The 26,519-nt window shown below is 45.9% G+C and carries 22 protein-coding genes; 12 read left to right on the top strand and 10 right to left on the bottom strand.

Translation table 11 applies throughout. The features are described 5' to 3' along the window. Positions 1–139 precede the first annotated feature (139 nt). From AC50YO_RS04160 to AC50YO_RS04150, 3 genes are read left to right on the top strand one after another with little or no spacing between them, the layout of a single operon-like run. Positions 140–1,741, top strand: a complete 1,602-nt coding sequence (locus tag AC50YO_RS04160) for a spore germination protein (RefSeq protein WP_494843588.1) — start codon at positions 140–142, stop codon at positions 1,739–1,741. Beyond that, a complete protein-coding gene (locus AC50YO_RS04155) occupies positions 1,668–2,768 on the top strand; it encodes a GerAB/ArcD/ProY family transporter (RefSeq protein ID WP_494843586.1) in 1,101 nt (366 codons plus the stop codon). Before AC50YO_RS04160 ends, AC50YO_RS04155 begins: the two co-directional genes overlap by 74 nt. Before the next feature lie 2 nt (positions 2,769–2,770). Next, positions 2,771–3,871: a Ger(x)C family spore germination protein gene (locus tag AC50YO_RS04150; RefSeq protein WP_494843584.1), complete on the top strand. Its 1,101-nt coding sequence runs from the start codon at positions 2,771–2,773 to the stop codon at positions 3,869–3,871. A 109-nt stretch (positions 3,872–3,980) separates the two neighbouring features. On the opposite strand, the gene AC50YO_RS04145 is transcribed toward AC50YO_RS04150, so the two are convergent. The 5 genes from AC50YO_RS04145 to AC50YO_RS04125 all read right to left on the bottom strand — a co-directional run bounded on the left by AC50YO_RS04145 (position 3,981) and on the right by AC50YO_RS04125 (position 11,426). Then, entirely contained in the window at positions 3,981–5,435 is a 1,455-nt protein-coding gene (locus tag AC50YO_RS04145; protein WP_494843582.1) for a SpoVR family protein, read from the bottom strand. Between the two features lie 68 nt (positions 5,436–5,503). Beyond that, a complete protein-coding gene (locus AC50YO_RS04140; RefSeq protein ID WP_494843580.1) occupies positions 5,504–6,334 on the bottom strand; it encodes a GGDEF domain-containing protein in 831 nt (276 codons plus the stop codon). A 267-nt stretch (positions 6,335–6,601) separates the two neighbouring features. Beyond that, entirely contained in the window at positions 6,602–7,072 is a 471-nt protein-coding gene (locus AC50YO_RS04135; protein ID WP_494843578.1) for a C40 family peptidase, read from the bottom strand. A 224-nt stretch (positions 7,073–7,296) separates the two neighbouring features. Next, positions 7,297–8,544 (bottom strand): 2-oxoglutarate dehydrogenase complex dihydrolipoyllysine-residue succinyltransferase, encoded by a 1,248-nt coding sequence (odhB, locus tag AC50YO_RS04130; RefSeq protein WP_494843576.1) that lies wholly within the window; start codon positions 8,542–8,544, stop codon positions 7,297–7,299. A gap of 5 nt (positions 8,545–8,549) precedes the next feature. After that, positions 8,550–11,426 carry a 2-oxoglutarate dehydrogenase E1 component gene (locus AC50YO_RS04125; protein WP_494843574.1) on the bottom strand — a complete coding sequence of 959 codons (2,877 nt, stop codon included), beginning with the start codon at positions 11,424–11,426 and terminating at the stop codon, positions 8,550–8,552. Between the two features lie 275 nt (positions 11,427–11,701). On the opposite strand from AC50YO_RS04125, the gene AC50YO_RS04120 reads away from it, so the two are divergent. From AC50YO_RS04120 to AC50YO_RS04110, 3 genes are all read left to right on the top strand, one after another. Beyond that, the gene (locus AC50YO_RS04120; RefSeq protein ID WP_494843572.1) at positions 11,702–12,952 is read left to right on the top strand and encodes an MFS transporter; all 1,251 of its coding nucleotides are present in this window, start codon (positions 11,702–11,704) and stop codon (positions 12,950–12,952) included. A gap of 117 nt (positions 12,953–13,069) precedes the next feature. Then, on the top strand, positions 13,070–14,026 hold the full coding sequence (locus tag AC50YO_RS04115; RefSeq protein ID WP_494843569.1) for a 3'-5' exoribonuclease YhaM family protein: 957 nt from the start codon (positions 13,070–13,072) through the stop codon (positions 14,024–14,026). 97 nt (positions 14,027–14,123) lie between these two features. Next, positions 14,124–14,804 (top strand): HNH endonuclease, encoded by a 681-nt coding sequence (locus AC50YO_RS04110; RefSeq protein ID WP_494843566.1) that lies wholly within the window; start codon positions 14,124–14,126, stop codon positions 14,802–14,804. 89 nt (positions 14,805–14,893) lie between these two features. Here AC50YO_RS04110 and AC50YO_RS04105 read toward each other — a convergent pair whose 3' ends face one another. Next, entirely contained in the window at positions 14,894–15,262 is a 369-nt protein-coding gene (locus AC50YO_RS04105; protein ID WP_494843562.1) for a DUF4190 domain-containing protein, read from the bottom strand. A gap of 104 nt (positions 15,263–15,366) precedes the next feature. Further along, entirely contained in the window at positions 15,367–16,314 is a 948-nt protein-coding gene (gene glsA / locus AC50YO_RS04100) for a glutaminase A (RefSeq protein WP_494843558.1), read from the bottom strand. 120 nt (positions 16,315–16,434) lie between these two features. On the opposite strand from glsA, the gene AC50YO_RS04095 reads away from it, so the two are divergent. Then, positions 16,435–17,139 carry a copper homeostasis protein CutC gene (locus AC50YO_RS04095; protein ID WP_494843556.1) on the top strand — a complete coding sequence of 235 codons (705 nt, stop codon included), beginning with the start codon at positions 16,435–16,437 and terminating at the stop codon, positions 17,137–17,139. Positions 17,140–17,859: 720 nt separating this feature from the next. Here AC50YO_RS04095 and AC50YO_RS04090 read toward each other — a convergent pair. Continuing rightward, complete coding sequence (locus tag AC50YO_RS04090; RefSeq protein WP_494843554.1) at positions 17,860–19,215, bottom strand: dipeptidase; 1,356 nt, start codon at positions 19,213–19,215, stop codon at positions 17,860–17,862. 343 nt (positions 19,216–19,558) lie between these two features. Between AC50YO_RS04090 and AC50YO_RS04085 the strand changes: the two genes are divergently transcribed. The 5 genes from AC50YO_RS04085 (at position 19,559) to AC50YO_RS04065 (ending at position 23,446) form a co-directional block, all read left to right on the top strand. Beyond that, on the top strand, positions 19,559–20,962 hold the full coding sequence (locus AC50YO_RS04085) for an ABC transporter substrate-binding protein (RefSeq protein WP_494843552.1): 1,404 nt from the start codon (positions 19,559–19,561) through the stop codon (positions 20,960–20,962). 126 nt (positions 20,963–21,088) lie between these two features. Continuing rightward, positions 21,089–22,411 carry an ABC transporter substrate-binding protein gene (locus AC50YO_RS04080; RefSeq protein ID WP_494843550.1) on the top strand — a complete coding sequence of 441 codons (1,323 nt, stop codon included), beginning with the start codon at positions 21,089–21,091 and terminating at the stop codon, positions 22,409–22,411. Between the two features lie 84 nt (positions 22,412–22,495). Beyond that, on the top strand, positions 22,496–22,726 hold the full coding sequence (locus AC50YO_RS04075) for a hypothetical protein (protein WP_494843548.1): 231 nt from the start codon (positions 22,496–22,498) through the stop codon (positions 22,724–22,726). Between the two features lie 30 nt (positions 22,727–22,756). Continuing rightward, positions 22,757–23,080: a hypothetical protein gene (locus tag AC50YO_RS04070; RefSeq protein ID WP_494843546.1), complete on the top strand. Its 324-nt coding sequence runs from the start codon at positions 22,757–22,759 to the stop codon at positions 23,078–23,080. Between the two features lie 18 nt (positions 23,081–23,098). Continuing rightward, the gene (locus AC50YO_RS04065; protein ID WP_494843544.1) at positions 23,099–23,446 is read left to right on the top strand and encodes a hypothetical protein; all 348 of its coding nucleotides are present in this window, start codon (positions 23,099–23,101) and stop codon (positions 23,444–23,446) included. Positions 23,447–23,611: 165 nt separating this feature from the next. Here AC50YO_RS04065 and yhbH read toward each other — a convergent pair whose 3' ends face one another. Together yhbH and AC50YO_RS04055 are read right to left on the bottom strand one after the other, a co-directional pair. Beyond that, positions 23,612–24,775, bottom strand: a complete 1,164-nt coding sequence (gene yhbH / locus AC50YO_RS04060; RefSeq protein WP_494843540.1) for a sporulation protein YhbH — start codon at positions 24,773–24,775, stop codon at positions 23,612–23,614. Positions 24,776–25,654: 879 nt separating this feature from the next. After that, positions 25,655–26,404: a glucose 1-dehydrogenase gene (locus tag AC50YO_RS04055; protein ID WP_494843537.1), complete on the bottom strand. Its 750-nt coding sequence runs from the start codon at positions 26,402–26,404 to the stop codon at positions 25,655–25,657. Positions 26,405–26,519 lie beyond the last annotated feature (115 nt).

Genomic DNA, 26,519 nt, shown 5'->3' with positions numbered 1-26,519 from the left:
TAAGTGTGGCAGGATGCATTTACTATGTGCTTTTTATAGGATAATTAACCATTAATTCAGTAAACATTGTTAGGATAGAATCACCTTTTATTGGAAACGATACCCATGAAGATCAGAGATAGAGGAATGGGGTACAGTTATGGGGTTTTTCAGTCAGATGTTTGATAATAATCGGCATATAAGCAAGGGCAGAGCTCAGGCTAATCAAATAGAACAGTTAGAGAAGAATGTAGCTGCTCGTATAGACGATAATTTTAGTTACGTCGATCAAGCCCTTTTTCATACCGCAGATCTGGTTAGAAGGCCGATTACTTATTTCTCCGAGCAAGGCTGCCTCCTTTACTTGAATTCCGTATGTGATCCGGACAAAATACAAAATATTATTTTGCGGCCCTTACTCCAGGCACAAGAAGTGAATCTGGAGCGTGATCTGATGGCCGCAATAGTAGAGAAGCACACGAATCTCGAGCGAGCAATTGATTTAATGATTCGAGGATACGTTGTTTTGTTCTTGGAAGGACGGCAAGAATGCCATACGATTTATGTCGCCTTCATTAATAACAGAGCAGTGAACGAGCCGGCGAATGAGAAGGCGATTCAAGGAGCGCATGATGGTTTTATCGAAAGTATGGATGTCAATCTCCAGCTTGTCCGCAAGCAGATTAATAACAGAAACCTAGTTGTGCGACAGTACACGCTTGGCAACATAACGAAGACAGATGCATCTATCGTATATCTGAATAATCTAGCCAACCCGGAGCTAATCGAGGAGATTGAACGAAGAATAAAGAGGGTCAATGCTGATAATTTAATGAATGGCTATTTGCTGCTCGAGCATATAGAGAATCAATCTTTTTCTCCTTTCCCGCAAATTATGCAGACAGAGCGTCCCGATAGAGTAGCGGGGAATTTGCTGGAAGGACGTGTTGCACTTCTTGTGGAAGGTACGCCAGCAGCTTTGATTATGCCTGTAACCTTCTTTGCATTTTATCAATCGCCGGATGATTACAACAGCCGCACACTTGCGGGCTCTTTTCTAAGACTATTGCGTTTGTTCAGTTTCTTTATTGCCATAACTCTTCCCGCTTATTATATCGGAGTCGTATCTTTCCATCATGAAGTTATTCCGATGGAGCTGTTCTATCAGATCAAGGGAAGTGTTGAGAAAATTCCGTACCCGCCTATTCTGGAAGCTCTATTCATGGAGCTCACGCTAGAGCTTCTTAGGGAAGCTGGGATGCGTCTGCCTGCTCCGATCGGACAGTCCATTGGGATTGTAGGAGGCTTGGTTATCGGAGATGCGGTTGTCCGGGTCGGGCTCGTATCTTATCCGATGATTATCGTTGTTGCTCTAACGGCAATAGCTTCGTTCGTCGTCCCCTCTCACGAAATGAGTTTTGCGGTTCGTCTGCTTCGCTTTCCGGTCATGATCTCTGCCGCATTATTAGGATTTATGGGGATTGTGTTTAGCGTTACAATCATCTTGATTCATCTATGCAAGCTCGAATCATTTGGTACGCCGTACTTTGCACCGATTATGCCAATGCGAGTGAGGGATTGGAAGGATGCGATCGTGCGGTCTCCTTTCTGGAAGCTGAATGAGCGGCCGCTAGATCCGCGCCCTCAGAAACTGGTTCAGGAGAGCAGCTCGAAGGAGGAAAGAAGCGATGAACGCAGACAAGGAGCAAATCACACCAGCCCAGTTAATGTTCCTGATCATTCAGACACAAATCGGAGTTAGTGTTCTTTTCTTGCCTTCTAAGGTGGAGGCGATCGCTGGCAATGATGCATGGCTCTCTGTTCTATTAGCTGGAGCAGCCTCCATGTTGATTATTGTAGTTATGTGGGCGCTCAGCAGGAGATTTCCAACCATGAATCTCTTCGAATATTTGCCGATGCTGCTTGGGAAGGTTATAGGGAAAATTGTGCATGTGGTGTACATCATCATGTTTATTCTCGAATGCTGCCTAATCTTGGTGCAATTCGCTGATGTGGTCAGGGATTGGATATTTCCTAATACTCCTGTTGGGGTTATTCTCTTTCTAATGCTTGCCACATCGTTATATATGATCAAAGAAAATATTCGATTAATTGCTCGGTTTTTCGTGATGACCTTCGTGTTGATCTTCATTTTGCTCTTAATTGCTATGTACGCATACCGGGATGCTGATATTTTATATATTTTGCCGTTTAATCAGGCTGGTATTGCTAATATCGCAAAAGGAATGCTGCTCTCTATGAATTCGTTATATGGCTTCGAAATTATATTGTTCTGTTATCCCTACGTACAAGGAACAAGCGGGAAAACGCTGAAGGCTTCTCTCTTCGCTAATACATTCTCTACTTTTGTTTATGCATTTATGGTTTTTACCTGTCTAATCGTGTTCAGCCCCGAGGAGCTTAAAGTGATCCCGCAGCCTGTTCTGTATATGGTTAAGGCATTGTCCTTCACTGTATTTGAGCGTGCTGATTTATACTTCCTAACCATCTGGACCATCGTGGTTATTTCGACAATAATGGCCTATCTATTCATGTCCGCTAAAGCAGTATCTGTTTTGTTCGGGAAGAAGTCGCATGCGGGGACTGCTCCGTTCGTGGCATTACTTATTTTGGGTATTTCTCTTTATCCCTATAGTCCGGATATGATTAAAAAATTTCAAACTATTGTAATGGTATTGCTTGGCATAACACTTGTTATATTTCCGATTTTTTTGCTCTGCATTTCGTATTTGTTAAAGATTAAAGGGAGGGAACAAGCAAAGGGATGAGAATGAAGCTTGCTTGGGCAATTGGAGTGGCTGTTCTTTTATTATCGGGCTGCTGGGATCAGCAATTACTGAAGAACGAGAGAAACGTGAGCATAGGCGGTATGGATCAAGGCCCAAATGGAATGCTCAGGTCAACGGTGTCTATACGTGATATTACGGTGACCGAAGCAGGAAGCAAAGACAAGAGTGAAGTGCATTCTGTACTTGCGAGAAGTACGGGACACGCGCGCGAGTTGCATAACGAGGAAGTGTCCGGGGGCTATTCGGCTACGAAGATGCGGGTGCTTCTAATCGGGGAGGAATTGGTAAGAAACCACGACGTTATGCCTTATCTTGATATCTACTATCGTGATCCGCAAAGTCCATTGAACGCCAGAGTTGTGATCACGCAAGGGACAGCGAAGAAAATGGTGGAGCATAAGCAGATTGGTGCAAAGACGATCGGACTGCATATTGATAATCTGCTGAAGAGCTTAGAGGAAGCAGCGGCCATTCCTCAGGTGAATATACAAACAATGCATCCGCTGGATCGTGGCTCTGACTTTGCACTTCCTTATTTAGTAGATCATGGTGGAATGCCGGCTGTGAAGGGCATCGCTTTATTCAGCGGAATTAAGATGACAGCCATATTAAACATAGAAGAGACAAGATTGTATTTGCTGCTGGACGGGTCCAAAAGTAAAAATGTAAGACTGACTCTAAAGTCTACGAATAATAAAGCAAAAAGCTATGATTACGTAACCATCAATGTCAAAAAACTAAAACGAAAGTTCAAGGTCGTCGTTGCGGATGATGGGCAGATTACAGTTAAGCTTCATTTGAAGCTGAAGGTTACGGTTGTAGAGGACCCGAGAAACCATTTGTACGATATGAATGTCATGCATGATTTGGAGCAATTGCTATCTAAGCGGCTTACGGAGGATTCGCGAATGACCATCAAGAAAATACAGCAGGCTCGTCATGATGGACTTGGTGTTGCCCGCAGGCTCATGTCATTCTATCCTAAGGTATGGGAGCAGATAAACTGGGCGAAGGAGTATCCGAAGGTTCCATTTGAAACGAGCGTTTCCGTGCAGATCATGAATACGGGAATTACGGAATAAAGAAGTCTTGATGATCACTAATGAAATTGAAGCAGCGCGTGCCGATTAGCATCGTTACGCGCTGCTTGTTCTTCCTTTAAACCATGGCATCATTTTTCTCGTTAGTTCCTCACACAAATTTCCTGCTCGTCTTCTTGCCATCACAGCTGAATACGATTTTTTTGTCTTCGACAATCGTTTCTAAATGTACGGGTTTGCCCCATAGCTGTACAACATAAGGGAGCGTACGCTCCACGTATTTGAGGTCAAGCTCAGTTCCTTCATAGTTATGCTTGAGGTATAGCTCACCAATCCGGTTGAAGTCACCATCGAGTACAGAGATGCTAGGGAAACCGCCATTCACTTTGGAATAGACGAGCTGATCACGAATATGCTCCCAGGATTTATCAGTAATTTTCCATTCGGGACCTTTCTTCTCAAAAATATAAAGGTCGAGATCATCGACCAGTTCTTTGGTTAAATAATTGCGGAGGAAGGAGATATCGGAATCGAATTCACGTACTTCAAAAATCTTCTGCCGCCCTTGACCAGGCTCGCGATTGAAGCGCCTGATTTCTTCCTTAGTAGGATTATCCCAGCGGCGCTCAATATCCTCGAATATTTTCAATCCGAGATAGTAGGGGTTGAGACTATTCCGCGACGGAATGACGACCGAAGAATTGAGCTTGGCGAACTCAATCGTCTCGTCGCTCGTAAGCGACAATTCACGAAGAATACGTTGATGCCAGTATGAAGCCCAGCCTTCGTTCATAATCTTTGTCTCGATTTGGGGCCAGAAATACAGCATCTCGTCCCGCAGCATGGAGAGGATATCACGCTGCCACTCTTCGAGATTAGGCGAGTACTCTTCAATGAACCAGATAAGATCCTTCTCAGGCTCAGGAGGAAAATGCTTGGCAGCTGCTGCTGAAGCCTCTAAAGCCTTCTGAGCGGCTTCATTCTCCTCTGTATCCAGTAACCACAAATCACCATAATCCGACTTTGCAGGAATAGCTTTGGAAGAATCACCCTTTTGCTGATTGAGCAATTTAATGTAACGCGATTTATCCAATTGGTAAGGCTTAATGATGGTAGGATCGACATGCTCTTGAATGGCGAGTATGGCGTCAATGAATTTCTCGACGGCTTCGATTCCGTGATCCATCTCATATTGATGAATGCGATCGGCAGTGGCGGACATGCTCTCTACCATGTTGCGGTTGGAGGCACCGAACCGTGCGTTGTTCTTAAAAAAATCACAATGGGCAAGCACATGAGCAACGATGAGTTTATTCTGGATGAGGGAATTGCCTTCGAGTAGGAATGCATAGCAGGGGTTGGAGTTGATGACAAGCTCATAAATTTTACTAAGGCCAAAATCATATTGCATCTTCATACGATTAAAATTTTTCCCGAAGCTCCAATGGCTGTATCTGGTTGGCATGCCGTAGGCTCCAAAAGTATAAATGATGTCTGCTGGACATATCTCGTAACGCATGGGGTAAAAGTCCAGGCCAAACCCAACAGCAATCTCAGTTATTTCATCGATAGCCCGCTCTAACGCTCGGGTATCCTCTTGATTCATACGTTTTCCCCCCGTGCTTCATAATACCGTTCATACCATAAGTATGTCTGGCATAACTGGGGTATGCGTTACCGCAGGTTGTGCGTAGAATCTTTCACAATCTGTTTTCTGTTATACATCGCATGATCCGCATCAGCTATTAGATCCTTCAAGCTAGTATAACGGCCTGGATTCGCACTGATTCCGATGCTTGCGGATATCGTGATGGAATGAGCTTCAATCAAAAACGGTTCAAGAAAGGATTGCTGAATCTTCGCTTCTACCGCGCGGACACTGTCATCAACTTCCAGATGCAAGAAGCAAATGAGGAATTCATCGCCCCCGTAACGAATGATTCGATCGGTCTTACGGATATGGCGCTGCAGACGCCGGGCAATCTCAATAAGGAGCTTGTCGCCAACATCATGGCCGTAATTATCATTCACGTCCTTGAAGTTGTCCAGATCGATGAACATGATGCCTATTGGGATTTCTGCATAATCCAAGAATAGATTATCCAAATATCTGCGACTGTATAGGCCAGTTAAACTATCTGTAATCGTTGTGTTCTCAAGCTCAGCTGCATAGCTAAGCAGAGCAGTGAAGGAATGGATCATAGCTAAGGCATCTTCCCCGAGCTCAATCGGCTGCTGATTATTAATGAGATAAAGCGCCCCATAGTTCGGAATCGTCTTGGTAGATAGGGGGATGATGACTGGGGAGTAATGATCTATTTCTTTTAACAGTGCTGCGTCAGAGAGAGGGTGCTTTGCATCCTCTTGCTTGCTGGAAGCGATAATTAGAGGAAGAGCATCGCCTTCAAATTTGACTATAATAATGGTTTGAATGTGCAATAAACGATGCAGCATGTGAATAACATGTTCAGCTGCTTCCTTTAGCGAGTGAATCGGGTTATTCATGTTATATACTCAGCTCCTGCGATATAGGTAAATGAATAATAATTTTTCCTATTGAATTAAGTTTAGTCTATATATGAACTAGACTCAATATAGAAAAGAAGGAATTAAAGAAAAATAATGATTATTCAATTGATAATAATCACTTATTGTTAGAAAAGTAAGGGATATTAATATGGTAATTAATCATAGATAAGCCGGCTAATGAGATAATGATTTATCTGCAAGTTAGCCAGCTTATTAGTTGTGTGATTTAGTTAGTGGAACGTGTTACTTCACTCTGCGTGCAGTCGTGTAATGTTTAGCCCACCAGCCCGTATTAAGCTTCGAGATGGTAACGCCAGGTGCTCCATAAGTATGAATGAATTGATTATTGCCGATATAGATGCCTACATGATGAATAGGAGAGTAGAAGAAGACAAGATCGCCAGTCTGCAAGCTGCTCTTTGATACGAATTTTCCGATCTTGGACTGATCTTTGGATTCACGAGGCAGTGTGACGTTTATTTGCTTGAAGACACGCTTCGTAAAGGAGGAACAGTCGAAATAGCGGGTTGTACTCGTTGAAGCCCCAAATTGATAAGGAACGCCCATATATTTTTTAGCTGTGGACACTATTTTCGATTGGGTAGAGGCTGTCGCTGCATAGGCAGGCTGAGCAGGCAATATTGGCGCTGCGCTAAAAGCGATGGAGAGGCCAAGTACAAGCGATACTGTAATTTTACCGATTCTGTTATTCATGATGTCGTCCTCTCGATATGAGATTATGTAATATATCAACCATAACACAGGATTTCTATGTAAAAGGTTACCTCTGAGACCAAATAACTAGACACATAGCGGTGTTGCTACCAATTCTGAAAAATTGATGAGAATATTCTCATCGTTGTTCGCATACAAAAGAAGCCATTCAACTCCCTAGTAAAGGGGCTGAATGGCTTCTATTTATGGTTATGAGGCGTATATTAACCTTCGAGCAATAGTGTTTCTGGATCTTCCAGCATCTCTTTAACTTTGACAAGGAAGCGAACAGCTTCTGAGCCATCAACGATACGGTGATCGTAAGAGAGTGCAATGTACATCATAGGACGGTTCTCAGACCGCTCTGCATCAATCGCAACAGGACGAAGCTGGATTTTGTGCATGCCGAGAATACCGACTTGCGGTGCATTCAAAATTGGCGTCGACAGCAGTGAACCAAATGTACCGCCGTTCGTAATTGTGAATGTGCCGCCTTGAAGGTCCGCAAGACCAAGTGAATTGGTACGAGCTTTACCAGCAAGGGATACGATTTGTTTCTCAATCTCTGCGAAGCTCAGGCGATCAGCGTCGCGTACGACTGGAACAACCAGGCCTTCTTTGGCAGATACCGCAATACCGATATCATAGTATTGCTTAGCAATAATGTCTTCGCCATCAATCTCTGCATTAAGAAGAGGGAACTCCTTCAAAGCGCCAACAACGGCTTTGGTGAAGAAGGACATGAAGCCTAGACCAACCTCATGCTTGTCCAAGAAGGATTGCTTACGGCGTTTACGGACATCCATAATCGCTGTCATGTCAACTTCATTGAACGTCGTAAGCATCGCAGCTGTTCTTTGAGCTTCAACGAGGCGGTTAGCGATTGTCGCACGACGGCGGGACATCTTTTTGCGCTCGTATGGCTTATCCGATGCGAATGCAGGCTTAGCTGGTTGTGCAGGCGCTGCTGCTGGTGCGGAAGGAGCAGCTGGCTGCTGTCCGTACGAGCGAACATCATCAGAGCTTACACGGCTAAGCGATGATTGCACTTGCGACAAGTCAATGCCTTTTTCTCTAGCAAGCTTTCTTGCAGCAGGAGAAGCTTGTACTTGTCCGCCTTTGCTGTCTGCTGCTTCTACTGCAGCCGGTTGAGCCGGAGCTGCTGGAGCAACTTCTGCTTTAGCAGGCTCAGCCGCAGCAGGGGCAGGAGTTGGAGCAGCCGGTGCTGCAGCTCCGCTGCCTGCACCGATGCTTCCAATAACTTCGCCGATTTGGACGTTGTCGCCCTCATTGCGAGTAATTTCTTGAAGAACGCCATCTTGCTCAGCGCTAATCTCGATGTTAACTTTATCAGTTTCGAGTTCGAGGAGTACATCGCCTTGTTTAACAGCATCCCCTATTTTAACAACCCATTTGGAAATCGTGCCTTCTGTGATCGATTCTCCCATTGCTGGTACTATAATTTGTTGCACTTAGGCTACCTCCCTGTGTTAACTGTCAATGACGGACTATGTTTCAATGTTTGCAAAATAATATGCTGTTGTTCGAAGCTGTGAACTTGTTGGAAGCCGCTTGCTGTACTGGAACGCTCAGGACGACCGATGTAGCTTACGCTAGCATTCTCAGGAGCAATTTTGCGGATACGAGGCTCCATGTAGCTCCATGCACCCATGTTCTGTGGTTCTTCTTGAACCCAGATGATTTCTTTCAGGTTCGGCATGCGCTCCATAATGGCTGCAATTTCTTTCTCAGGGAGCGGATACAGTTGCTCAACACGAGCGATATGAATCCAATCCCATTCCTTGCTTGCATCCTTCTCGATCGCTTCTTCCAAGTCAATGGCTATTTTGCCTGTGCAAAGAATGAGTCGTTCTACGCGGTCCGGACGTGAGCCAAGGCCTTGCTGCTCAACTACAAGCTTGAAGGAGCCTTCGCTTAGTTCACTAACGGTCGATGCGACACGCGGATTACGGATCAGACTCTTCGGTGCCATAATAATTAATGGTCTAGCTGCTTCGCTTTCTGTAATGGAAGCTTGGCGGCGCAGAATGTGATAATATTGCGCAGCACTGGATAAGTTCGCTACGGTCCAGTTCTCTTCGCCGGACAATTGAAGGAAACGTTCCAGACGAGCACTGGAGTGCTCAGGTCCTTGACCTTCATAACCATGCGGAAGCATCATGATCAAGCTTGATTTCTGTTGCCACTTCGAACGGCCTGCAGAAATGAACTGATCGATTAACACTTGAGCAACGTTCGTAAAGTCTCCGTATTGTGCTTCCCAAATAACGAGCGTCTCAGGAGCATGAACGTTATAGCCATATTCGAAGCCAAGAACAGCAGCTTCAGACAATGGGCTGTTATGAATAGCAAACGATGCTTTGGCTTGAGGCAGCTGATGCAGCGGGCTGAACGTTGCGCCTGTTACAGCATCATGCAGTACAAGGTTACGATGGGCGAAGGTAGCACGCTCTACGTCCTGACCGCTAAGGCGAATCGGCTTGCCGTCGGCAAGAATGGTAGCGAAAGCCAGCGTCTCAGCATGTCCCCAATCCAGCTTCTCACCGTCATTAAGCGCAGTAGCACGGCGCTCCAATATGCGTTGAAGCTTCGGATAAACGGTGAACTGATCCGGCCAGCGAAGCAGCTCATTGTTGATCTCACGAAGCGTCTCCGTGGATACAGCAGTAACAGCGGATCCGAATTCACGTTCGCCAGGCAAGCCTTGCGTTTGATGTACAGGTTCTTGACCGTCGCGTTGCTTCACTTCTTCATAAGCAGCCTTCAGGCGGTCAATCACTTCTTGCTTCAGTGCTTCGGACTCAGCTTCTGTAATGATGCCCGCTGCAACCAGTCTATCAGAATAGATCTTGCTTACCGTAGGGTGAGCTTTCACTTTTTTGTAAATAAGTGGTTGGGTTGTTTCTGGATCATCCGTTTCGTTATGGCCATATTTACGGTAGCCAATCAGATCGATCAAGAAATCTTTTTTGAACAATGTACGGTATTCGCTCGCCATGCGTGCAGCGGCAATAACCGCTTCCGGATCATCTGCGTTCACGTGAACGATCGGAATTTCATAGCCCTTTGCCACGTCGCTCGCATAGTGCGTGGAGCGTGAATCATGGCTTTCCGTAGTGAAGCCGATACGGTTGTTCACGATAATATGCAAAGTTCCGCCATGAGTATAGCCTTTGAGCTGAGCGATATTCAGGGTCTCAGCTACGATGCCCTCACCAGGGAACGCAGCGTCGCCGTGCATAATGATTGTAGCCGCCAGATCAAGATTCTGCTCAGGGTAGCCAGGCTTGCTGCGATCTTCTTGAGCAGCACGAGTGAAGCCTTCAACAACAGGGTTAACGAACTCCAAGTGGCTCGGGTTGTTCGCAAGCGTAATGCGGGTCTCAACCGTTTCACCAGTCTTGAAGGAACGGTTCGCGCCCAAGTGATATTTCACGTCGCCAGTCCAGCCATAGTTAATGCCGACAGAGCCTTCGGATGGAATGAGCTTTTTATTCGGTGAGTTATGGAACTCAGAGAAAATTTTGCTGTAAGGCTTGCCAAGAACATGAGCCAAAATATTCAAGCGACCGCGATGCGCCATCCCCATAAGGATATGGCTAACGCCATCGTTAGAAAGCTCATGGACCATTTCGTCAACAAGCGCAACTAATACATCATTGCCTTCAACCGAGAAGCGCTTCTGGCCGACAAAAGTACGCTGCAGGAAATCCTCGAATTGCTCTGCTTCATACAATTTGGTCAGCAGCTTCATGCGCTCTTCTTTCGTGAAGGTTGCAGTCGGAAGCTCCTTCTCAACACGTTTCTTGAGCCAAGCGCGTTCTTGCTCTTCATGAACGTGGCTGAACTCAAATGCAATTGTGCCAGTATAAGCTTTGCGAAGCTTCTCAATCGCTTCCCAGCCGTTGGTAACATCGGCAGGAGCCTGATGCCATACTAATTCAGCAGGCAGAGCGGATAGATCCGCTTGGGTAAGGCCATACGTTTCAATCTCAAGCATCTTGGTGCTTGCTTTTGGCCCGATATCGAGGGGATCGATATTGGCAGCCAAATGGGCGAACGCCCGTATATTCCAAACGAGTTTGCCGGCCGCTACAAGATTTTGCAGCACCTTGGCATCGATTTGGGCAATGCCGACAGGAAGTCGGACAGCCGCTGTCTCTTGTCCAGCGTACTGAGGCGGTTCGCCCCAGCGGTCAAACAACTCGCGATATTCCGCTACAACAGATTCAGGGTTTTGCTTGTAAAGTTCATATTGTTCCTGGACGTAACCAAGGTTAGGGCCATAGTAAGAAGCCCAAGGGTCTTGCGTGTGTACATTGCCAGATGACATCGACAGATACCTCCGCCTTTGGATTTTAGAATTTCATGGACGGAATGAGAACGTTCATATAGTTCTATTATAGTATAAACAACCCTTATAACTTAAATAACGATTATGTATCATTCTTATCTTGAAAATAGATTGATTGCGCTAACATACGACTTATTATGCCCTTTTTCTATCTTTTTAGCACATCGTACCTATTCCAAGACAAAAAAGCACCTCGTTCTACTATGAGGGTAGTATAATGAATAGGACAATCATGCGCAAGGCGCGCCGCATATTTGGCAAGGCCACATGAGCAGAAGAAGGAGAGACTAGATGAGAAGATGAATATCCAGCCAGGGAGCAGCCGTATAGCTAATCGTTCTTTCCATTTTATAAAGGCTTTCAATTTTTTTGCTTACGGGGCTATTGCGGTATACATGACTTATTTTTCGTTGTACTTGCAGGCCATAGGCATGACCACGCTGGAGATTGGCGCAATTATGGCAGGGGGACCCATTATATCCATAATCGCTAATCCTCTATGGGGATACTTAAGCGACAGGCTTCGCAATATTCGACTTATTCTGATTATCATGCTGTTAGGCAATATTATTGCGATGCAATTTGTATTTCTGGTTCATTCGTACACGGTCATTTATACCTGTATGCTGTTTTTGTTCTTTTTTCAAATGCCGCTTTTCTCGCAGAGCAACAGCCTTATCTTGAACAGTATTGAAGGAACGAGCCGCAAGTTCGGTGAATTCCGGCTGTGGGGCTCGCTCGGCTGGGCCGTTCTTGCTGTACTCGCTGGACCGATTATCGGGCAGATTGGCATTGAACGATTGTCTCTTGTGTATAGTATCATGATGCTGACAGCGATTGCCTTTGCGTTCACCCTTCCCCGCGGAGGAACAGCAAGCAAGGCAGATAAGTCGGAAAAAATGAGCTATCGCTTGATGTTCAGCAATCGTGCGTTTCTATTGTTTCTTTGCATCGGTCTTGTCATTTCTATTCCGAATTCAATGAACTCTACGTTCGTTGCCTTATATATTAACGAGCTTGGAGGAAGCACAGGAATGATCGGTTGGGCAACGTTCCTATCTTCCATATTTGAGGTTCCAGTGTTTTTGCTGCTTGACCGTTATTTGAAGAGAGATGTTCGCACGATGGTGCTTTGTCTGGTCGTTATCAGCGGGTTGTTCGCTCTTAGATGGTTCCTGATGGCAGGAGCATCCAGTGCGGAGCATATTATTCTGATCCAGACGCTTCATTGTCTGACCTTTGGAGGCTATTACTATATAGGGACACAATTAACAGCTCTTCTAGTGCCTGACGAGCTGCGATCATCAGGCCAAGCGCTGTATGCGCTGACGTGGGGTGGCCTGTCTGGCATTGCGGCCGGCTTCATAGGAGGCTGGGTATTCCAGCAAATGGGCGCTCAATCGATGTATCTGCTAGGTGGGGCAATGGCTGTAACAGGCATCCTTGGCTTCAGCCTGCTGTATGCTAATCTGAGGCTGCGCGCCAGCACGGCAAGTCGCCTCTAATTCTCAAAAAAGCTTGCAGGGGTTAAAGTCCCTGCAAGCTTTTTTGCTCGAAACGGAACTATCTAGGCGGCATCCATTGTATAATGGTACTATTCTGGTTCAGAAAGAGGAACGAAGATGACACTCATTAATCAGTTAATCAATCAAGATGACTTTACCGGCTTCTATTTGCTGAAGGAGCTTGAGATTAAGCAGACGAACGGGGCAAACCCGAAGGATTACTTCGATATCGTTCTAGGTGATTCCAGCGGCCATCTATCCGCTAAGCTCTGGGATGTATCGCCTACCGACAAGGAGACTTTTTTTCCGATGGGGCTAGTTAAGGTGCAGGGCCTTGCTCACACGTACCGCGACAAGCTGCAGATCAAAATTTCACGGATGCGCTTAGCGACGGAAGAGGACGGGGTTTCTCTAACCGATTTCATTCGCTCGGCACCTGTCCCGCCTATTGACCTTATTCACACCATTAATCAAGCAAAAGATAGCATTGAGGATCAAGAAATTAAGACGATCGTTTCTTATTGCATTGCTAAGGTAGAAGATAAGCTCTCTCATTATCCGGCTGCTAAGACACATCATCATGCTTATTTTGCAGGATTGGCTTATCATATTGTAAGAATGCTTGAGATTGGCGAATTTATTTGCAAGCAGCGACCTTTCCTGAATGCCGACTTTATTAAGGCGGGCATTATATTGCATGATATCGCGAAGCCGGAGGAAATGATCGCACAGCTTGGCATTGTCTCGGACTACAGCCTGCAAGGCAAGCTGATGGGACATATATCGCTTGCTTCCACTTGGATCACCGAAGCGGCTATTTATAGCAAGATTGACCTGCAATCGGAGAAGCTGCTTGGTCTGCAGCATATGGTGCTGTCGCATCATAACTTAGGGGAGTGGGGAAGCCCGGTACAGCCGCAGACTGCAGAAGCGGTAGCTCTTCATCATATTGATGCGATGGACGCCAAGCTGCAAATGGTCGAGGATGCGCTGCAGACAACACCTGAGACAGAGCCTTGGACACCATTCATTCGGGGACTTGAGAACAAGCCGATTTATCGAATGAAGCTATAGTACTGCTTCGCTGTATGATTAATGCTACAATAGTAGAAAAACTTGAGGTGAGCAAAGCGGGGGCGCCAGGACGAATGACAAGCGCCCGATGCATCTGATGGCTGATAACGAACAATTACCATACAAGCAATGTGCCCATTGTACGGAGCAGAAGCCCATGTCTGACTTTTTGCGAAGAACGGGTCGTCGTTCAGGGCCTCAGTCAAGACGCGGCGCATGCCGGGCATGCCGTAAGCTGAAGATCAAGGTATCCGCCCCTGCGGCAGTGATCATTCCGACAATAGCACCGCTATCGGAACAAGAGGCTGCAACGAGCGCAGACAAAAGGCGCCAGCGGGCCAAATCTTCAAGGGCAGTCAGGCCTAAGCCGCTGCCTAAGCCGAAGCTGTCCAATCATTCTCCTACGGATGTTTCGTTTCTTAAGGCTACTCGTCAAGGGACAATCTGGATGCGCGGCAAAACAGACAAGGGCCGCAGGTGGTACCAAGAGATTGAATTGGAACTGGCCGTCACTCTTGTAAAAGAACGGGCGGCTGTCATTGTGAATCGCCATACGATTCGCCGGCTATTCAGCAATAGAGACTTTCGTAAATTTATATTGACCAGAGATAATCATACCTGTTATTTCTGCGGGAAGCCTGGAGATACGATTGATCATTTGCTGCCTAGAGCCAAAGGAGGGCATACGACGCCTGATAACTGCGTCTGTGCATGCAATCTTTGCAACCAGTCGAAGGCAGACAAGGATCTTGAAGAATTTATGCGCGAGGGCTCCTAATGGTAAGCAACGAAGAAACACCCCCTGCACCAGCTGCTATAGCTGCGGGCAAGGGGTGTTCTGTCATTCTAATGGTTCAATATGGCTTATTAAATAAAGAAGCCAGTCAATAAGGAGCTGTAGAAGGAATTATATTCGGATGCTTCTGAGAATCCGATAACAAATAAGATCACGATAAAGACATCGATAACTAACCAGAGAAGTGTTCCGACTATGCCGCATATGAGACCAGCTATCGCCATCCCTTTCCCTTGTTCACCCGTCTTTGCAATGCGCTTCAAACTAATTGCACTGAAAATGATGGCTGCAATACCAATCAGAAACCCAAGGTAAGGGAAAACCACTGCCAAAATGCCAAGCACTAAAGCGGCAATTGACATTCCGTTGGTTCGATGCTGAGTGGGTGGCATAGGGGGTGGTGGATAATTGTAATTCGTTCCAAAATTGTTCTCGTTCAAAGAAATATCCTCCTGCAATGGTGAAATGTATAGTAGTAGTATACGTGTAAAAACACGTATTTACTATATTTATTCTTAAAATCTGGGTTTAATTCAAATTTTATTTAGAATAAGCTCCAATCAAGCTCGCGGGACAGCGTCTCCAGAAGATGCACACCAGCGATGCTGTTTCCTTTTGGATTCAAAGCTGGACCTATGACCCCAATGCCGTAGCGTCCAGGTACCATGGTCAGAATGCCGCCCGCAACGCCGCTTTTGGCTGGTAGGCCAACTTGAATAGCGAATTCGCCGGATGCATTGTACATCCCGCAAGTGACCATGAAGGTTTTGGCGACCTGTACATAACGGCGGGGAATCAATGTAATTCCGGTAATCGGATCGGTACCATCGCAGGCCAATACGAGAGCCATCCTCGATAGGTCTGTGCAAGTGACATTGATAGAGCAGTGATGGAAATAAACGTCCAGCACATCTTCTACATTGCCTTGTAATACCCCATTTTCCTTGAGAAAATAAGCGATTGAACGATTCAGATTTGCAGTAGCTGTCTCAGAGCGATATACATCAAGGTCATAATTCAACGCTGGATTATTCGCCAGCCCACGGAAAAATTCAAGCACTCGTGCTGATTTTTCCTCCGGACTGCTTCCATGAATTAAGGAGGATATGGCGATAGCACCTGCATTAATGAGCGGATTAAAAGGAATGCCTGGCTGCACCAGCTCTAGCTTTAGCATCGAGTTGAAATTGTCGCCTGTAGGTTCCATGCCAACTTTATCGAACACGGCCCTTTCCCCGTTATCCATCAGTGCCAGAATTAAGGTGAATACCTTGGATATGCTTTGCATCGTAAAGGAAAGGCCACAATCTCCAGCAGAGAATGCAGTTCCATTGCCATCAATAATATGAATGCCTAGCGCATCTTTGGGAGACTTGGATAGTTCAGGGATGTAAGAAGCGACCTTTCCTTGAGCAGAGCATGCTCTGCTATCCTGTACCCATTGCGGTAAAAGGGTGCTGAGACGTTGGATTTCTTCTGAATGTGCTGACAAAACAGTTCCTCCTGTGGAAGCTTGCTGGACACAGCTTAGCTTAGTGAATGGGGCAATGGAATGGTTGGATTCACATTGAAATGCTCTTATTGTATCATAAGATCGGAAGGATGGGAGCGAATGAAACTTGAAGTAATTGCAACCTGCGTGCAGGATGCTCGAATCGCAGAAGAGAATGGTGCAGATCGACTCGAGCTGATCACTGCGGTGACTGAAGGCGGGTTAACACCGGGAATTGGCATGATCAAGCAAGTGACGAACTCTGTTAGTATTCCCGTACATGTGATGGTTAGACCTCATAGCCGTACGTTTGTCTACAAGGGCTGTGATCTGGATACGATGGCAGAGGAGATTAAGGCGATAGCTTCTGTAGGAGCAGCGGGTATCGTCATTGGTGCTTTAACTACAGAAGGAGGCGTTGATGAACGAGCATTGGAACGGCTGCTTCCCTTGGCAGAAGGGATGAGCGTGACGTTCCACCGAGCCTTCGATGAATTGGACGAGCAGCTAGCTGCGCTTGCTGTTCTTCAACAGTACCCGCTTATTAATCGGATACTTACTTCGGGCGGAGCACAGCCAGCACCGCAGGCCATCGGCCCGATTCGTCAGCTTGTAGAGGAGACAAGAGGCACCACAATCCGTATTCTTGCAGGTCATGGGTTGTCCGCTGAAGGGTTGGAGTCCTTTATTGAACAGACAGGCGTATCCGAGGTGCATATTGGCTCGGCAGTGCGTTATAATCGTTCTTTATTAGAGGCAATTGATCCCGCTGCGCTGCGTATAGTTGCGGATATCGTTCACCGAACTGGTGAGAAATCGATTTAATGATAATCTGAGCTGCGTGGTTGGACAATCCTTATGAGGATGTCCCTCAAAAGTTATGAAGATGATTTGGGAGCTCTTTCTTTTACAGGTGCTTTTATAGGTAGAGGGACTTAAAACTCTTAAAACTTAACCTTTATTAGATCCATCCCTTACGCTACTGACGTTATATATGAGGAGTTTACTCTATTCTATGAACCGTTTTTCGTGAAAATCAGGAGGAATCATGGGAAGAACGGGGATAAGGTCAGCTATATTCAGTAGTCGGAAACCGCCCTTCTCCACTAATGAACATAGCTTCACTACTGCTTTTTTTTACCCTTTTAAGTAGTGGAATAGAGCAAATGCATTCATTAAATTGTACATGACATTCCTTCACTTGTTTAGGAGCCCACCTTTTGGTCGGCTCTTTCTTTTTTAGGGCGGAAATTAGAACAGCTGCCGGAAGCTGACTGCAGCTTTTTATGGGAATAGAAAAAACCTCAAGCGTCATGGTGCACTTAACCCAGGCTGCAATGTGCAGATCGGAGCGGGAATTCATTCATTATCGGCTGCGGCTGGAAAGAACATTATGCTTGCTTTGCGTAAGTAGGCCAAAAGCAGAAATGGCGGTGCAGGGACAACCCCTAGCATCGCCATTTCATTATTAACCGAATTTTTATAAAGCGATTCGTCGCTTCAAGTGAGCATACCTGCTTTTGGTCCAGTTCATCTTGAATAGCTTTACAGCCGCTTTAAAAAATCAACGACGGTCAATAAGCCTTTATCGAAGTTCTCCAGATTAAAGTGTTCATTCGGTGCATGCAGATTCTCATCGGGCAGGCCGAATCCCATCATAACTACTGGGGCGGATAATATTCGCGAGAACGTCTCTACGATCGGAATCGATCCGCCGTCTTTTGTGAATAATGCGCGAGTGCCGTACACATGCTCGTAAGCATCCGCTGCCTTTTGAAGCATAGGATGATCAGGGTCCATATTGAATGCTCTGGCTTTCTCGCCTGGTGTAACTTGTAGCTTGGCGCCGACAGGTACATTGGCATGCAGATGATCAATAATTTTTTGCAATATTTGTTCAGGGTCCTGATCGCCAACAAGGCGGCAGGTAATTTTGGCATGCGCTTCTTTAGGTATGACAGTCTTGGTGCCTTCTCCTTGAAAGCCGCCATATACGCCATTCAGCTCTAAGGTAGGTCTTGCCCCAATTCGCTCAACGAAAGAATAACCCTCTTCCCCGTATAGCGCATCGAGCTCTAGACTGCGCTTTAGATGCTCTTCATTGAATTGCTGCTTGGCAAATTCCTCACGCATAGCATCGGACAGCACCGGCACGCCTTCATAGAATCCATCTACTGATACCCGGCCCTTATCGTCATGAAGGGTGTTCAGCAAGGTAACAAGAGCATGGAGGGCATTGGGAACGCCTCCGCCGAAGCTGCCGGAATGAAGGTCTGTATTAGCGGTTGTGAGAGCGAGCTCAAGCGAGCAGAGCCCGCGAAGACCTGTAGAGATGGCCGGTTTGCCTGGCTCAAGCAGCGATGTATCGGAGATCAGAACAACATCAGCTGCCAGCTTCTCTTCATTGGCTTGCATGAAGGCTGGCAGATGAGGGCTTGATATTTCCTCTTCCCCTTCAATACATAGCTTCACATTAACAGGCAATGCCTGTTCTTGCTTTAATAATGCTTCTATGGCTTTGACATGGATATAGAGCTGGCCTTTATCATCGGTCGCACCGCGGGCATAGAGCTTGCCGTCACGGATAGCAGGCTCAAAGGGAGGCGTCTCCCATAGATGCAGCGGATCAACGGGCTGAACATCGTAGTGTCCATAAACGAGAACAGTAGGCTTGCCAGGGGCATGGATATGTTCCGCATACACAATCGGATGTCCATCAGTTGGATGAATCTCCACGTTCTCAAGCCCTGCTTCTTGCAATTTATTAGCGAGCCATGCGGCTGCATCATTCATATCTTTTTTGTGCGCGGATAAAGCAGAGATGCTTGGGATGGACAGGAATTGCTGTAGCTCCTCCAGATGCTGCTCACGCTTGTCATGAAAATAAGCTTCGTAATTCAATGTGTACAGGCCTCCTCAGACGGTTGTTATAACCTAAGTATACTCCTCTTGAGGCTCATATCAAACAGGAGGACAGAATCGCAGTTCAATCTATCAGATTATCTATCTAGTGGATATATATGTATAAATACACTAAAATAAGAGTGATATTAACATAATTTTATAGGGGGCTAGAGCAAAGTAGAAAAAGTAACACGAACTAAATAAGTACTATGGATGTAGGAGTAACAAGCGTTCAAATAATAGAAACTTATGAGGGCGTTTGGTTGGTCGAAGTTCTGAGGAGAACTAGAACGATCCAATTGTAATAAATGATAACAAGTTAATAGGGGGCAATGAGCAGATGAGAAACGGACAGGGACGAAATCGGGTTCTGCGAGCAATCGCAGTTATGCTTACACTTATTTTAATGGCTGGTTGTACGTCAATCGGCCTAACGAAGAAAAAAGAGACGGAGATTGGAAAGATTGAGTTGACTGTACTAGGTGTAAATATAAAAAATTATTCCAATAAGTATGCCTTTTTGAGCTATCAAGGAGGGGATTATTTGACTGAGAAGTATCCGCAGCTCACCTTCAATATTATTATCCCTACCCTGGAGAAGGACATGACATCGGAAGCAGTAGCCGAGCTAGTCAAACAGCACAAGCCAGATATTATCGTCGGCCCGGATTATCATTTCAATAAGCTTCGTGCAGAGGGATTATTATATCCGATATCGGCTATTTTTCAGGATGGGAACGTTAAACAAGAGGACTTTTTCCCAGAAATGCTACGTGTTCTTTCTGATGAATCAGGACAACTGCTTGGGATAGATCGAGCAGTTGATGTAAAAGGCATATTCTATAATAAAAATTTATTTGACGCTGCACAAATTCCATATCCGGAGGATACGATTACGGGGGAGGAATTACTTGCACTTACAGCTAGATTCGGCAGAGAGGGACAGAACGTTGGACTAGAGACTTATGGTGCTCCTGTCCGCCTTCTATTTGATCAGATTCGTACGATAAGCGGCTCTGAGCCATGGTCAGTTGTCGATAATCAATTATCAATGGACAAGTCCGCATGGGTAAATGCTATTCAAGCTTTATTGGATATTTATAAAATCCCGAATGCGATAAAACAAACGGCGAAGCCGTCATTGATGTATATGGCGCCAACTTTGTTCTATGAGGGCAAATCGGCCATGTTCATGAGCAACCTTTCTTATATAGATGTAATTGAAGGGTATGCTAATTTCCCTCTAGGCTTCGTTAGTGATCCAGTCGATTCAGAAACACGACAGAGCACCCGCGCCCTCAGCTTCTGGAATACGTATTCGATCTCCAAAGATGCGCCTAATAAAAATGCTGCAATCCGAGTGATTAGGGACCTTATGAGTGAAGAAGCTGACAGTTATTTTGCATCAAGAATAGACGCGGATGGGTTATCAACAAGAACAGATCGAATGAGCAATTATCAAGGCCTTGATTTGAGTGCTTTATTGGACTTGAAAATAGAGGATTCGAATAGGATTCCCAATGAGAAGATGCCCGAGAGTCTCCCAGAGGAAGGGACTGATATGGCATCTGCAGTGAAGATGCCTGAGAGCTTTCAAGAGGAAGGGACGAATATAGTCTACACCATGCTTGAAGAGGCTGCGACGACTGACAAGACAGCAGAGCAGCTTTATGAAGAGCTGTTGCCAAAGTTAACGGAGGCTTACAATCGCAGCTGGATCGTTAAAGATGGCAGTAAGAGCTAGCCTATTGGAGTAGAAGGCTGCAACTTGTTTTATTCTTGGAGGGCAAGTCGGCATCGAACAGCTGAGGAGAATGTGAACTAGCGTACGGATATTTTCTAATCTAATAAGGTAAAGGGAGTGCAATTAATGAGAACAAGAACGAAGCGAGGCGTTCAGGTCCTCACAACGATGACTGCCTTGGTGCTCGTATCAGGATGTACGTCAATAGAAATATCCTCCAAAAAGAAAAACGAAATATCATCAGCCGAAATAACAGTAATGCAATTGGGTATGAATAGTAACAACAATCAAGAACAGGACTCCTTCATGTATGATTTGGGAGGGGGTTATCTGAAAGAGAAATATCCACTCGTAACATTCAATATTTTGGAAATGAAAAAGAACGACACGATGGATTTCATTCACGACATAATTAAATGGAATAAGCCGGATATTATCATTGGCGATCAAAAATATTTCGACCATTTGCTGGCAGAGGGAATGTTATCCCCGATACCCGCTATTTTTCAGGAAGGGAACCTTGCTCAGGAGGATTACTATTCTGAAATGCTGCGCGTCCTGTCGGATGAATCAGGTCAATTGATGGGGATCGATAGAACGATCTCAGTAGAAGGGATATTTTATAATAAAAATCTGTTTGATGCTGAGCAGATTGCATATCCGGCAGATAGGATGACCTGGGAGGAGCTGCTTGAGCTTGCAGCCAGCTTCAACAAGAACGGCACACAGGATAGCATTGTTGGATTAGAGAGCGCTTATTTACCTGCCAACTTATTATTAAGCCAGATCTCATCTAACGGCGTACAGCCATTGTCCATTGTGGATCAGCAATTGCTTATGGATAAGCCGGCTTGGACGAAGGCAATCCAAACCGTGCTCGATGCTTATCGCTCTCCGAATGCTCTGTCCTATACGGATATGACTGATCTCTTATTCTATGAGGGCAAATCGGCGATGCTGAAGACGAGCTTATCACGCATGAATGAAATAAAAGAATATATGAATTTTCCTCTAGGATTCATCGTTGATCCAGTAGATTCGGCAACAAAACAAAATACGAGCGGTATGAGCTTCAAGAACGTGTACAGCATCTCCGAAAATTCAGAGAATAAAGAGGTTGCTATCCGAATTATTCGTGAGCTTATGAGCAGAGAAGCCGATAGCTTTTTTGCAAAAAGTACAGGGTTGGAGGGTGTATCCACAAGGCTGGATCAAAAAGGGGACTACCAAGGGCTGGATTTGAGTGCATTACTGGAATTGAAGATAGATTCGAGTACGAGAACGAATGCAAAATTACCTGTGAGCTTCATAGCTGAAGGAGAAAAGATTATAAATACGGAGATAGAAGAGGCCGTGAAGAGCCAAATGTCAGCTGAGCAGGTCTATGGGGAATTAGAGCGTCAGCTAACAGAATCATATGCACGTAATTGGGCGGCTGAGAGCGAGTAGGTAACGTTTGCATTTCAATCGGATACTGAAATCATCGAACTCGTCAAGAGAGAAAAGCCGGATATTATTGTAGGAGGGAAAGTGATGTTTGATACCCTTTCTAAAGAAGGCTTATTAGCTGATCTATCTGCTATTTTCCAAGACGGAGAGCTTGTTCGTGAAGATTATTATCCGGAAATGCTGCAAGCTCTGTCTGATGATTCAGAACAATTGCTTGGAATAGACCGATTTGTTGATGTAAGAGGAATCTTTTATAACAAAGATTTGTTTGATGCTCAAGAAATTGAATACCCTGCAGAGATAATAACTTCGTAGCAGTTGCTGCAGCTTGCTGGACAATTCTCTATGAAAAATATCGTTGGGCTCGATGCTTATAGATCGGAACCGGTAATGTTGCTGGATCAGATTGCTTATACGAATGGATTATTGCCATGGAGCAGTGAGAACAATCAGTTGTCCTTGGACAAGGCTGGTTGGACGAATGCTATTCAAATGATGCTGGATGCTTCTCGGTCACCGTCTGCTGTTGTGAAGGATACTCTAGATGGAGCAGCACTGTTCTTTGAAGGCAAGTCAGCTATGCTTGCCGGATGGCTGTATACGGGAAGCGAACTTCAAGATGTTAATGCTATTCGATGGGGCTATGTCGGATACCCTATCCATCCGTAGCGTAAAGAAAATTATGGCTTGGAGTTTAACAGCATTTATAGTATTGCAGGCGAGTCGAATAATAAGCAGCTTGCTTTGCACTTAATCAGGGAGCTTGTAAGTCAAAAGGCTGATCTTTACTTTGGAAAAAACAGAGGGCTTTCTTCACTGTCTACAAGGCTGTCCGAGATGATGGATGGCTTCAAAGGTATTGAACTAAGCTCGCTAAGGGAGCAACGAGTGGGCTTGAAGGAGTCAAAAGGGGAGAGAGCCGTCCCGATCAGCTTCCAGACATCCGCTTCCTCTATTATGGGGCCAATCATTATCAGCTCAGTAGAGAGTGGCGAAACGGCCGAGCAGGTCTACGAGAAGCTGGAGCCGCTGTGACAGGAGGCCTATGTTAAAGCCTGGGCAGAGGGAGTGAGCAGTCAGTAATACCGAACACTTATACAAAAGAAAAAGTTCCTATCCTGACTGGACGCGAATTGCAGCGCCACTAAGGATCGGAACTTTTTGTGCAGATTTATTTACGAATGTAGAGGTCTCTTACGTTTAACCGGGAACCCCTTCTCTTTTGTGGAAGAAGGATTTCAGGGCATTATAGACTTCGCCCTTCTCGCGAATGACGTAGTACATGAAATGGTCCATATTGATATGCTTGTAGGCGGACATTAAGGTGCTGGAGCGATTGTATTGATTCACCTCGCCATAGCCGAACAGGTTGGAGCGCTTAAGCAGCTCGCCAATCAGCTTGACGCAGCGCTCATTGTCTGAGGTAAGGTTGTCGCCATCGGAGAAATGGAAGGGATAGATATTGTAGGCATTAGGAGAGAAGCGGCTATCAATAATCTCGAGTGCTTTGATATAGGCGGAGGAGCAAATGGTCCCGCCGCTTTCACCGCGGGTGAAGAACTCCTCTTCCGTTACTTCCTTTGCCTCTGTATGATGTGCAATGAAGACAATCTCAACCTTCTCATATTGATGGCGCAGGAAGCGGGTCATCCAGAAGAAGAAGGAGCGGGCAACGTATTTCTCAAAGGAGCCCATCGATCCTGAGGTATCCATCATCGCGATAATGACGGCACTGGAAGTAGGTTTAACAATTTCCTCCCAGGTTTTGAATCGCAGGTCATCAGGTGAGATGCCATGGATGCCTGGCTGACCTGTAGTAGCGTTCCGTCGCAAATTTTCTATGATCGTACGCTTTTTGTCGATGTTCGACATGATGCCTTTTTTGCGGATATCGTTGAAGCGAATTTCCTTCGTCTCCAGCTGCTCCTTGTCTTTCTTCCGAAGGAAAGGCAGCTCGAGCTCCTCGAACAGCATGGTCTCCAGCTCTGCCAGACTAATCTCAGCCTCAATGACATCTTCTCCTGGCTGATCTCCAGCCCCCTCGCCTTTGCCCGGCCCTTTGGCTGCTTGCGGGTCTACACCGAGTACATCGCCTACCTGACTGTCGCCATCCCCTTGCCCGACATGTTTATTCTTATTGTAATTATATACAAATCGGAATTCATCAAGGCTCCGTATCGGTACTTTAATGACCTGCTTACCATCGGACATGACGATGCTCTCTTCAGACACTAAATCGGGCAAATTTTGCTTGATAGCCTCCCGCACTTTTTGCTGATGTCGGGCTTGATCCTGATAACCTTTGCGATGCAGCGACCAGTCCTCCTGAGAAACCACAAATAATTTATTCTCCTCCGAGCCCATAGGGTAGCACCTCCTTGCCTGAATTGGTTGTTGTTAATCAATATATTCAAGTGATTGCCGGATATGTGAGGCAAAAGCGGCCCGATTCTAGCAATCTATGGAGCAGCCCAAAAATTTGCCGCAGGGAGGTTGGTCGGACAAGCCTGTTGCATTTTTATGAGCGGGATTATTGTTGCTTGGTCGTGAGCGTTTGTTTAGGAGAGACATGAAGAAACAGCGGACGCAATTTAGTGAATCTGGTTTCGTTGTTAACATTTCCAACCCTGCTCTGGGTGTGTGAGGCAGAATCACAAAAGTGTGAGGAGAAACTCTTATAATTGAGACGCTTGGTGCAAGAAGCGGGGAAATATGAGGTAAACCTCATATTTCAGGAGGTTAGGTTCATGAGCAATGAGTCGGGCCTCATAGAATGCTGTTCGTGCAGGGGGAGCAGGCCGTATAGATGACGATTGCCTCATAGAAAAGTGAGGCTATGGTCGTTTGCTCACGGCTGAGGAGTCGTCAATTTACTCGCAGTTGAGAGTCGTCAATGTGCTAGCATAGGTTTCGTTGTTAGGTAACTGTACTGTGTGAGGCTATAGAGCGGTACTTGCGGACTGCGATGAGAACTGAATTCTTGGTTCAAGGCGTATTAAGACAGAAAAAAGAGTGAAGGAAAGCCCCATAAAGTAGCCGTGATCGCTTGCGATAACAAGTTATTCGATCACGTATACGCTATTTTGAAAAAAAGGACCGGCCCTACACTCTATAATCGATAGAAGCTTTATTTGCTACGTTTTTTAGTATACCAAGCGCAATACCTCTTCAACAGCTCAACCTGGCATACTATTAGCTGGTTAAATGTTCTATATAGCTTCCTTCGTGAAGGAACAAGAGAAATTAACGAGCGGTCCAGCCGCCGTCAATGACAAGCTCTGTACCGGTAACGAATGAGGATTCATCGGATGCCAGGTACAATACGCCGTATGCGATATCGTTAGGTTCACCGAGACGGGGCAGCGGAGTGCCTGCTTCAAACATCGCCTGGGCGCCATAATCGAGCGCCTCCTGAATCATCGGCGTGACGATGATGCCCGGGTGAACCGAGTTGACGCGAATGCGATCAGGCGCCAGCTCGATTGCAGAAGCTTTGGCTAACGCCCTAAGCGCGCCCTTGGCAGCCGTATAGCCATTCGTGTAGTTCAAGGCAACAAGCCCAGCAATCGAAGAGATATGAATGACGGAGCCGCCGCCGACTTTTTTCATTTCTGGAACAGCGGCTTTCATTCCAAGAATACAGCCTGTTAAATTGATATCGAGTACCTTGTTCCAATTGTCCCGAGAGAAGGTCTCCAGCGTCAGATCGGTGCTGATGCCCGCATTATTAACAAGAATATCTACCCGGCCGAAGGCAGAGACTGCCGCAGCAACGACCCTCTCCCAATCCTCTTCTGATGCAACGTTATGTGATAAGGCAATTGCTTGCCCACCGCTTGCCTTAATTTCCTCTACGACTTGTTCCAGCTGCGCCAGCTGCAGGTCAGTTGCGACGACCATAGCGCCCTCTTGAGCGAACAGCTTCGCCTCTGCAGCACCTTGCCCCATAGCGGCTCCTGTAATAATAGCTACTTTTCCAGTTAATCTTGCCATAGGATATTATCCTCCTGTCGATTATAATAGAGACTTAATAGACACGTGTCTATAACATCATACTCAGACGTGCTGGGGTGGAGCAACCATCAGAAATCCGCTAAGTGTAGTCTAA

The sequence above is a fragment of the Paenibacillus sp. J22P59 genome (genome assembly GCF_059383895.1).
Note: the sequence above shows the minus strand (reverse complement) of the source record. Positions and strands in the feature narration are given on the sequence as shown.

Coding starts and splice junctions, on each gene's coding strand:
- AC50YO_RS04115 (WP_494843569.1), top strand. CDS start 13,070: ATGACACTCATTAATCAGTTAATCAATCAAGATGACTTTACCGGCTTC.
- AC50YO_RS04150 (WP_494843584.1), top strand. CDS start 2,771: ATGAAGCTTGCTTGGGCAATTGGAGTGGCTGTTCTTTTATTATCGGGC.
- AC50YO_RS04125 (WP_494843574.1), bottom strand. CDS start 11,426: ATGTCATCTGGCAATGTACACACGCAAGACCCTTGGGCTTCTTACTAT.
- AC50YO_RS04140 (WP_494843580.1), bottom strand. CDS start 6,334: ATGAATAACCCGATTCACTCGCTAAAGGAAGCAGCTGAACATGTTATT.
- AC50YO_RS04080 (WP_494843550.1), top strand. CDS start 21,089: ATGAGAACAAGAACGAAGCGAGGCGTTCAGGTCCTCACAACGATGACT.
- AC50YO_RS04070 (WP_494843546.1), top strand. CDS start 22,757: ATGAAAAATATCGTTGGGCTCGATGCTTATAGATCGGAACCGGTAATG.
- AC50YO_RS04095 (WP_494843556.1), top strand. CDS start 16,435: ATGAAACTTGAAGTAATTGCAACCTGCGTGCAGGATGCTCGAATCGCA.
- AC50YO_RS04085 (WP_494843552.1), top strand. CDS start 19,559: ATGAGAAACGGACAGGGACGAAATCGGGTTCTGCGAGCAATCGCAGTT.
- yhbH (WP_494843540.1), bottom strand. CDS start 24,775: ATGGGCTCGGAGGAGAATAAATTATTTGTGGTTTCTCAGGAGGACTGG.
- AC50YO_RS04155 (WP_494843586.1), top strand. CDS start 1,668: ATGAACGCAGACAAGGAGCAAATCACACCAGCCCAGTTAATGTTCCTG.
- AC50YO_RS04055 (WP_494843537.1), bottom strand. CDS start 26,404: ATGGCAAGATTAACTGGAAAAGTAGCTATTATTACAGGAGCCGCTATG.
- AC50YO_RS04160 (WP_494843588.1), top strand. CDS start 140: ATGGGGTTTTTCAGTCAGATGTTTGATAATAATCGGCATATAAGCAAG.
- AC50YO_RS04110 (WP_494843566.1), top strand. CDS start 14,124: ATGGCTGATAACGAACAATTACCATACAAGCAATGTGCCCATTGTACG.
- AC50YO_RS04145 (WP_494843582.1), bottom strand. CDS start 5,435: ATGAATCAAGAGGATACCCGAGCGTTAGAGCGGGCTATCGATGAAATA.
- AC50YO_RS04075 (WP_494843548.1), top strand. CDS start 22,496: ATGTTTGATACCCTTTCTAAAGAAGGCTTATTAGCTGATCTATCTGCT.
- AC50YO_RS04135 (WP_494843578.1), bottom strand. CDS start 7,072: ATGAATAACAGAATCGGTAAAATTACAGTATCGCTTGTACTTGGCCTC.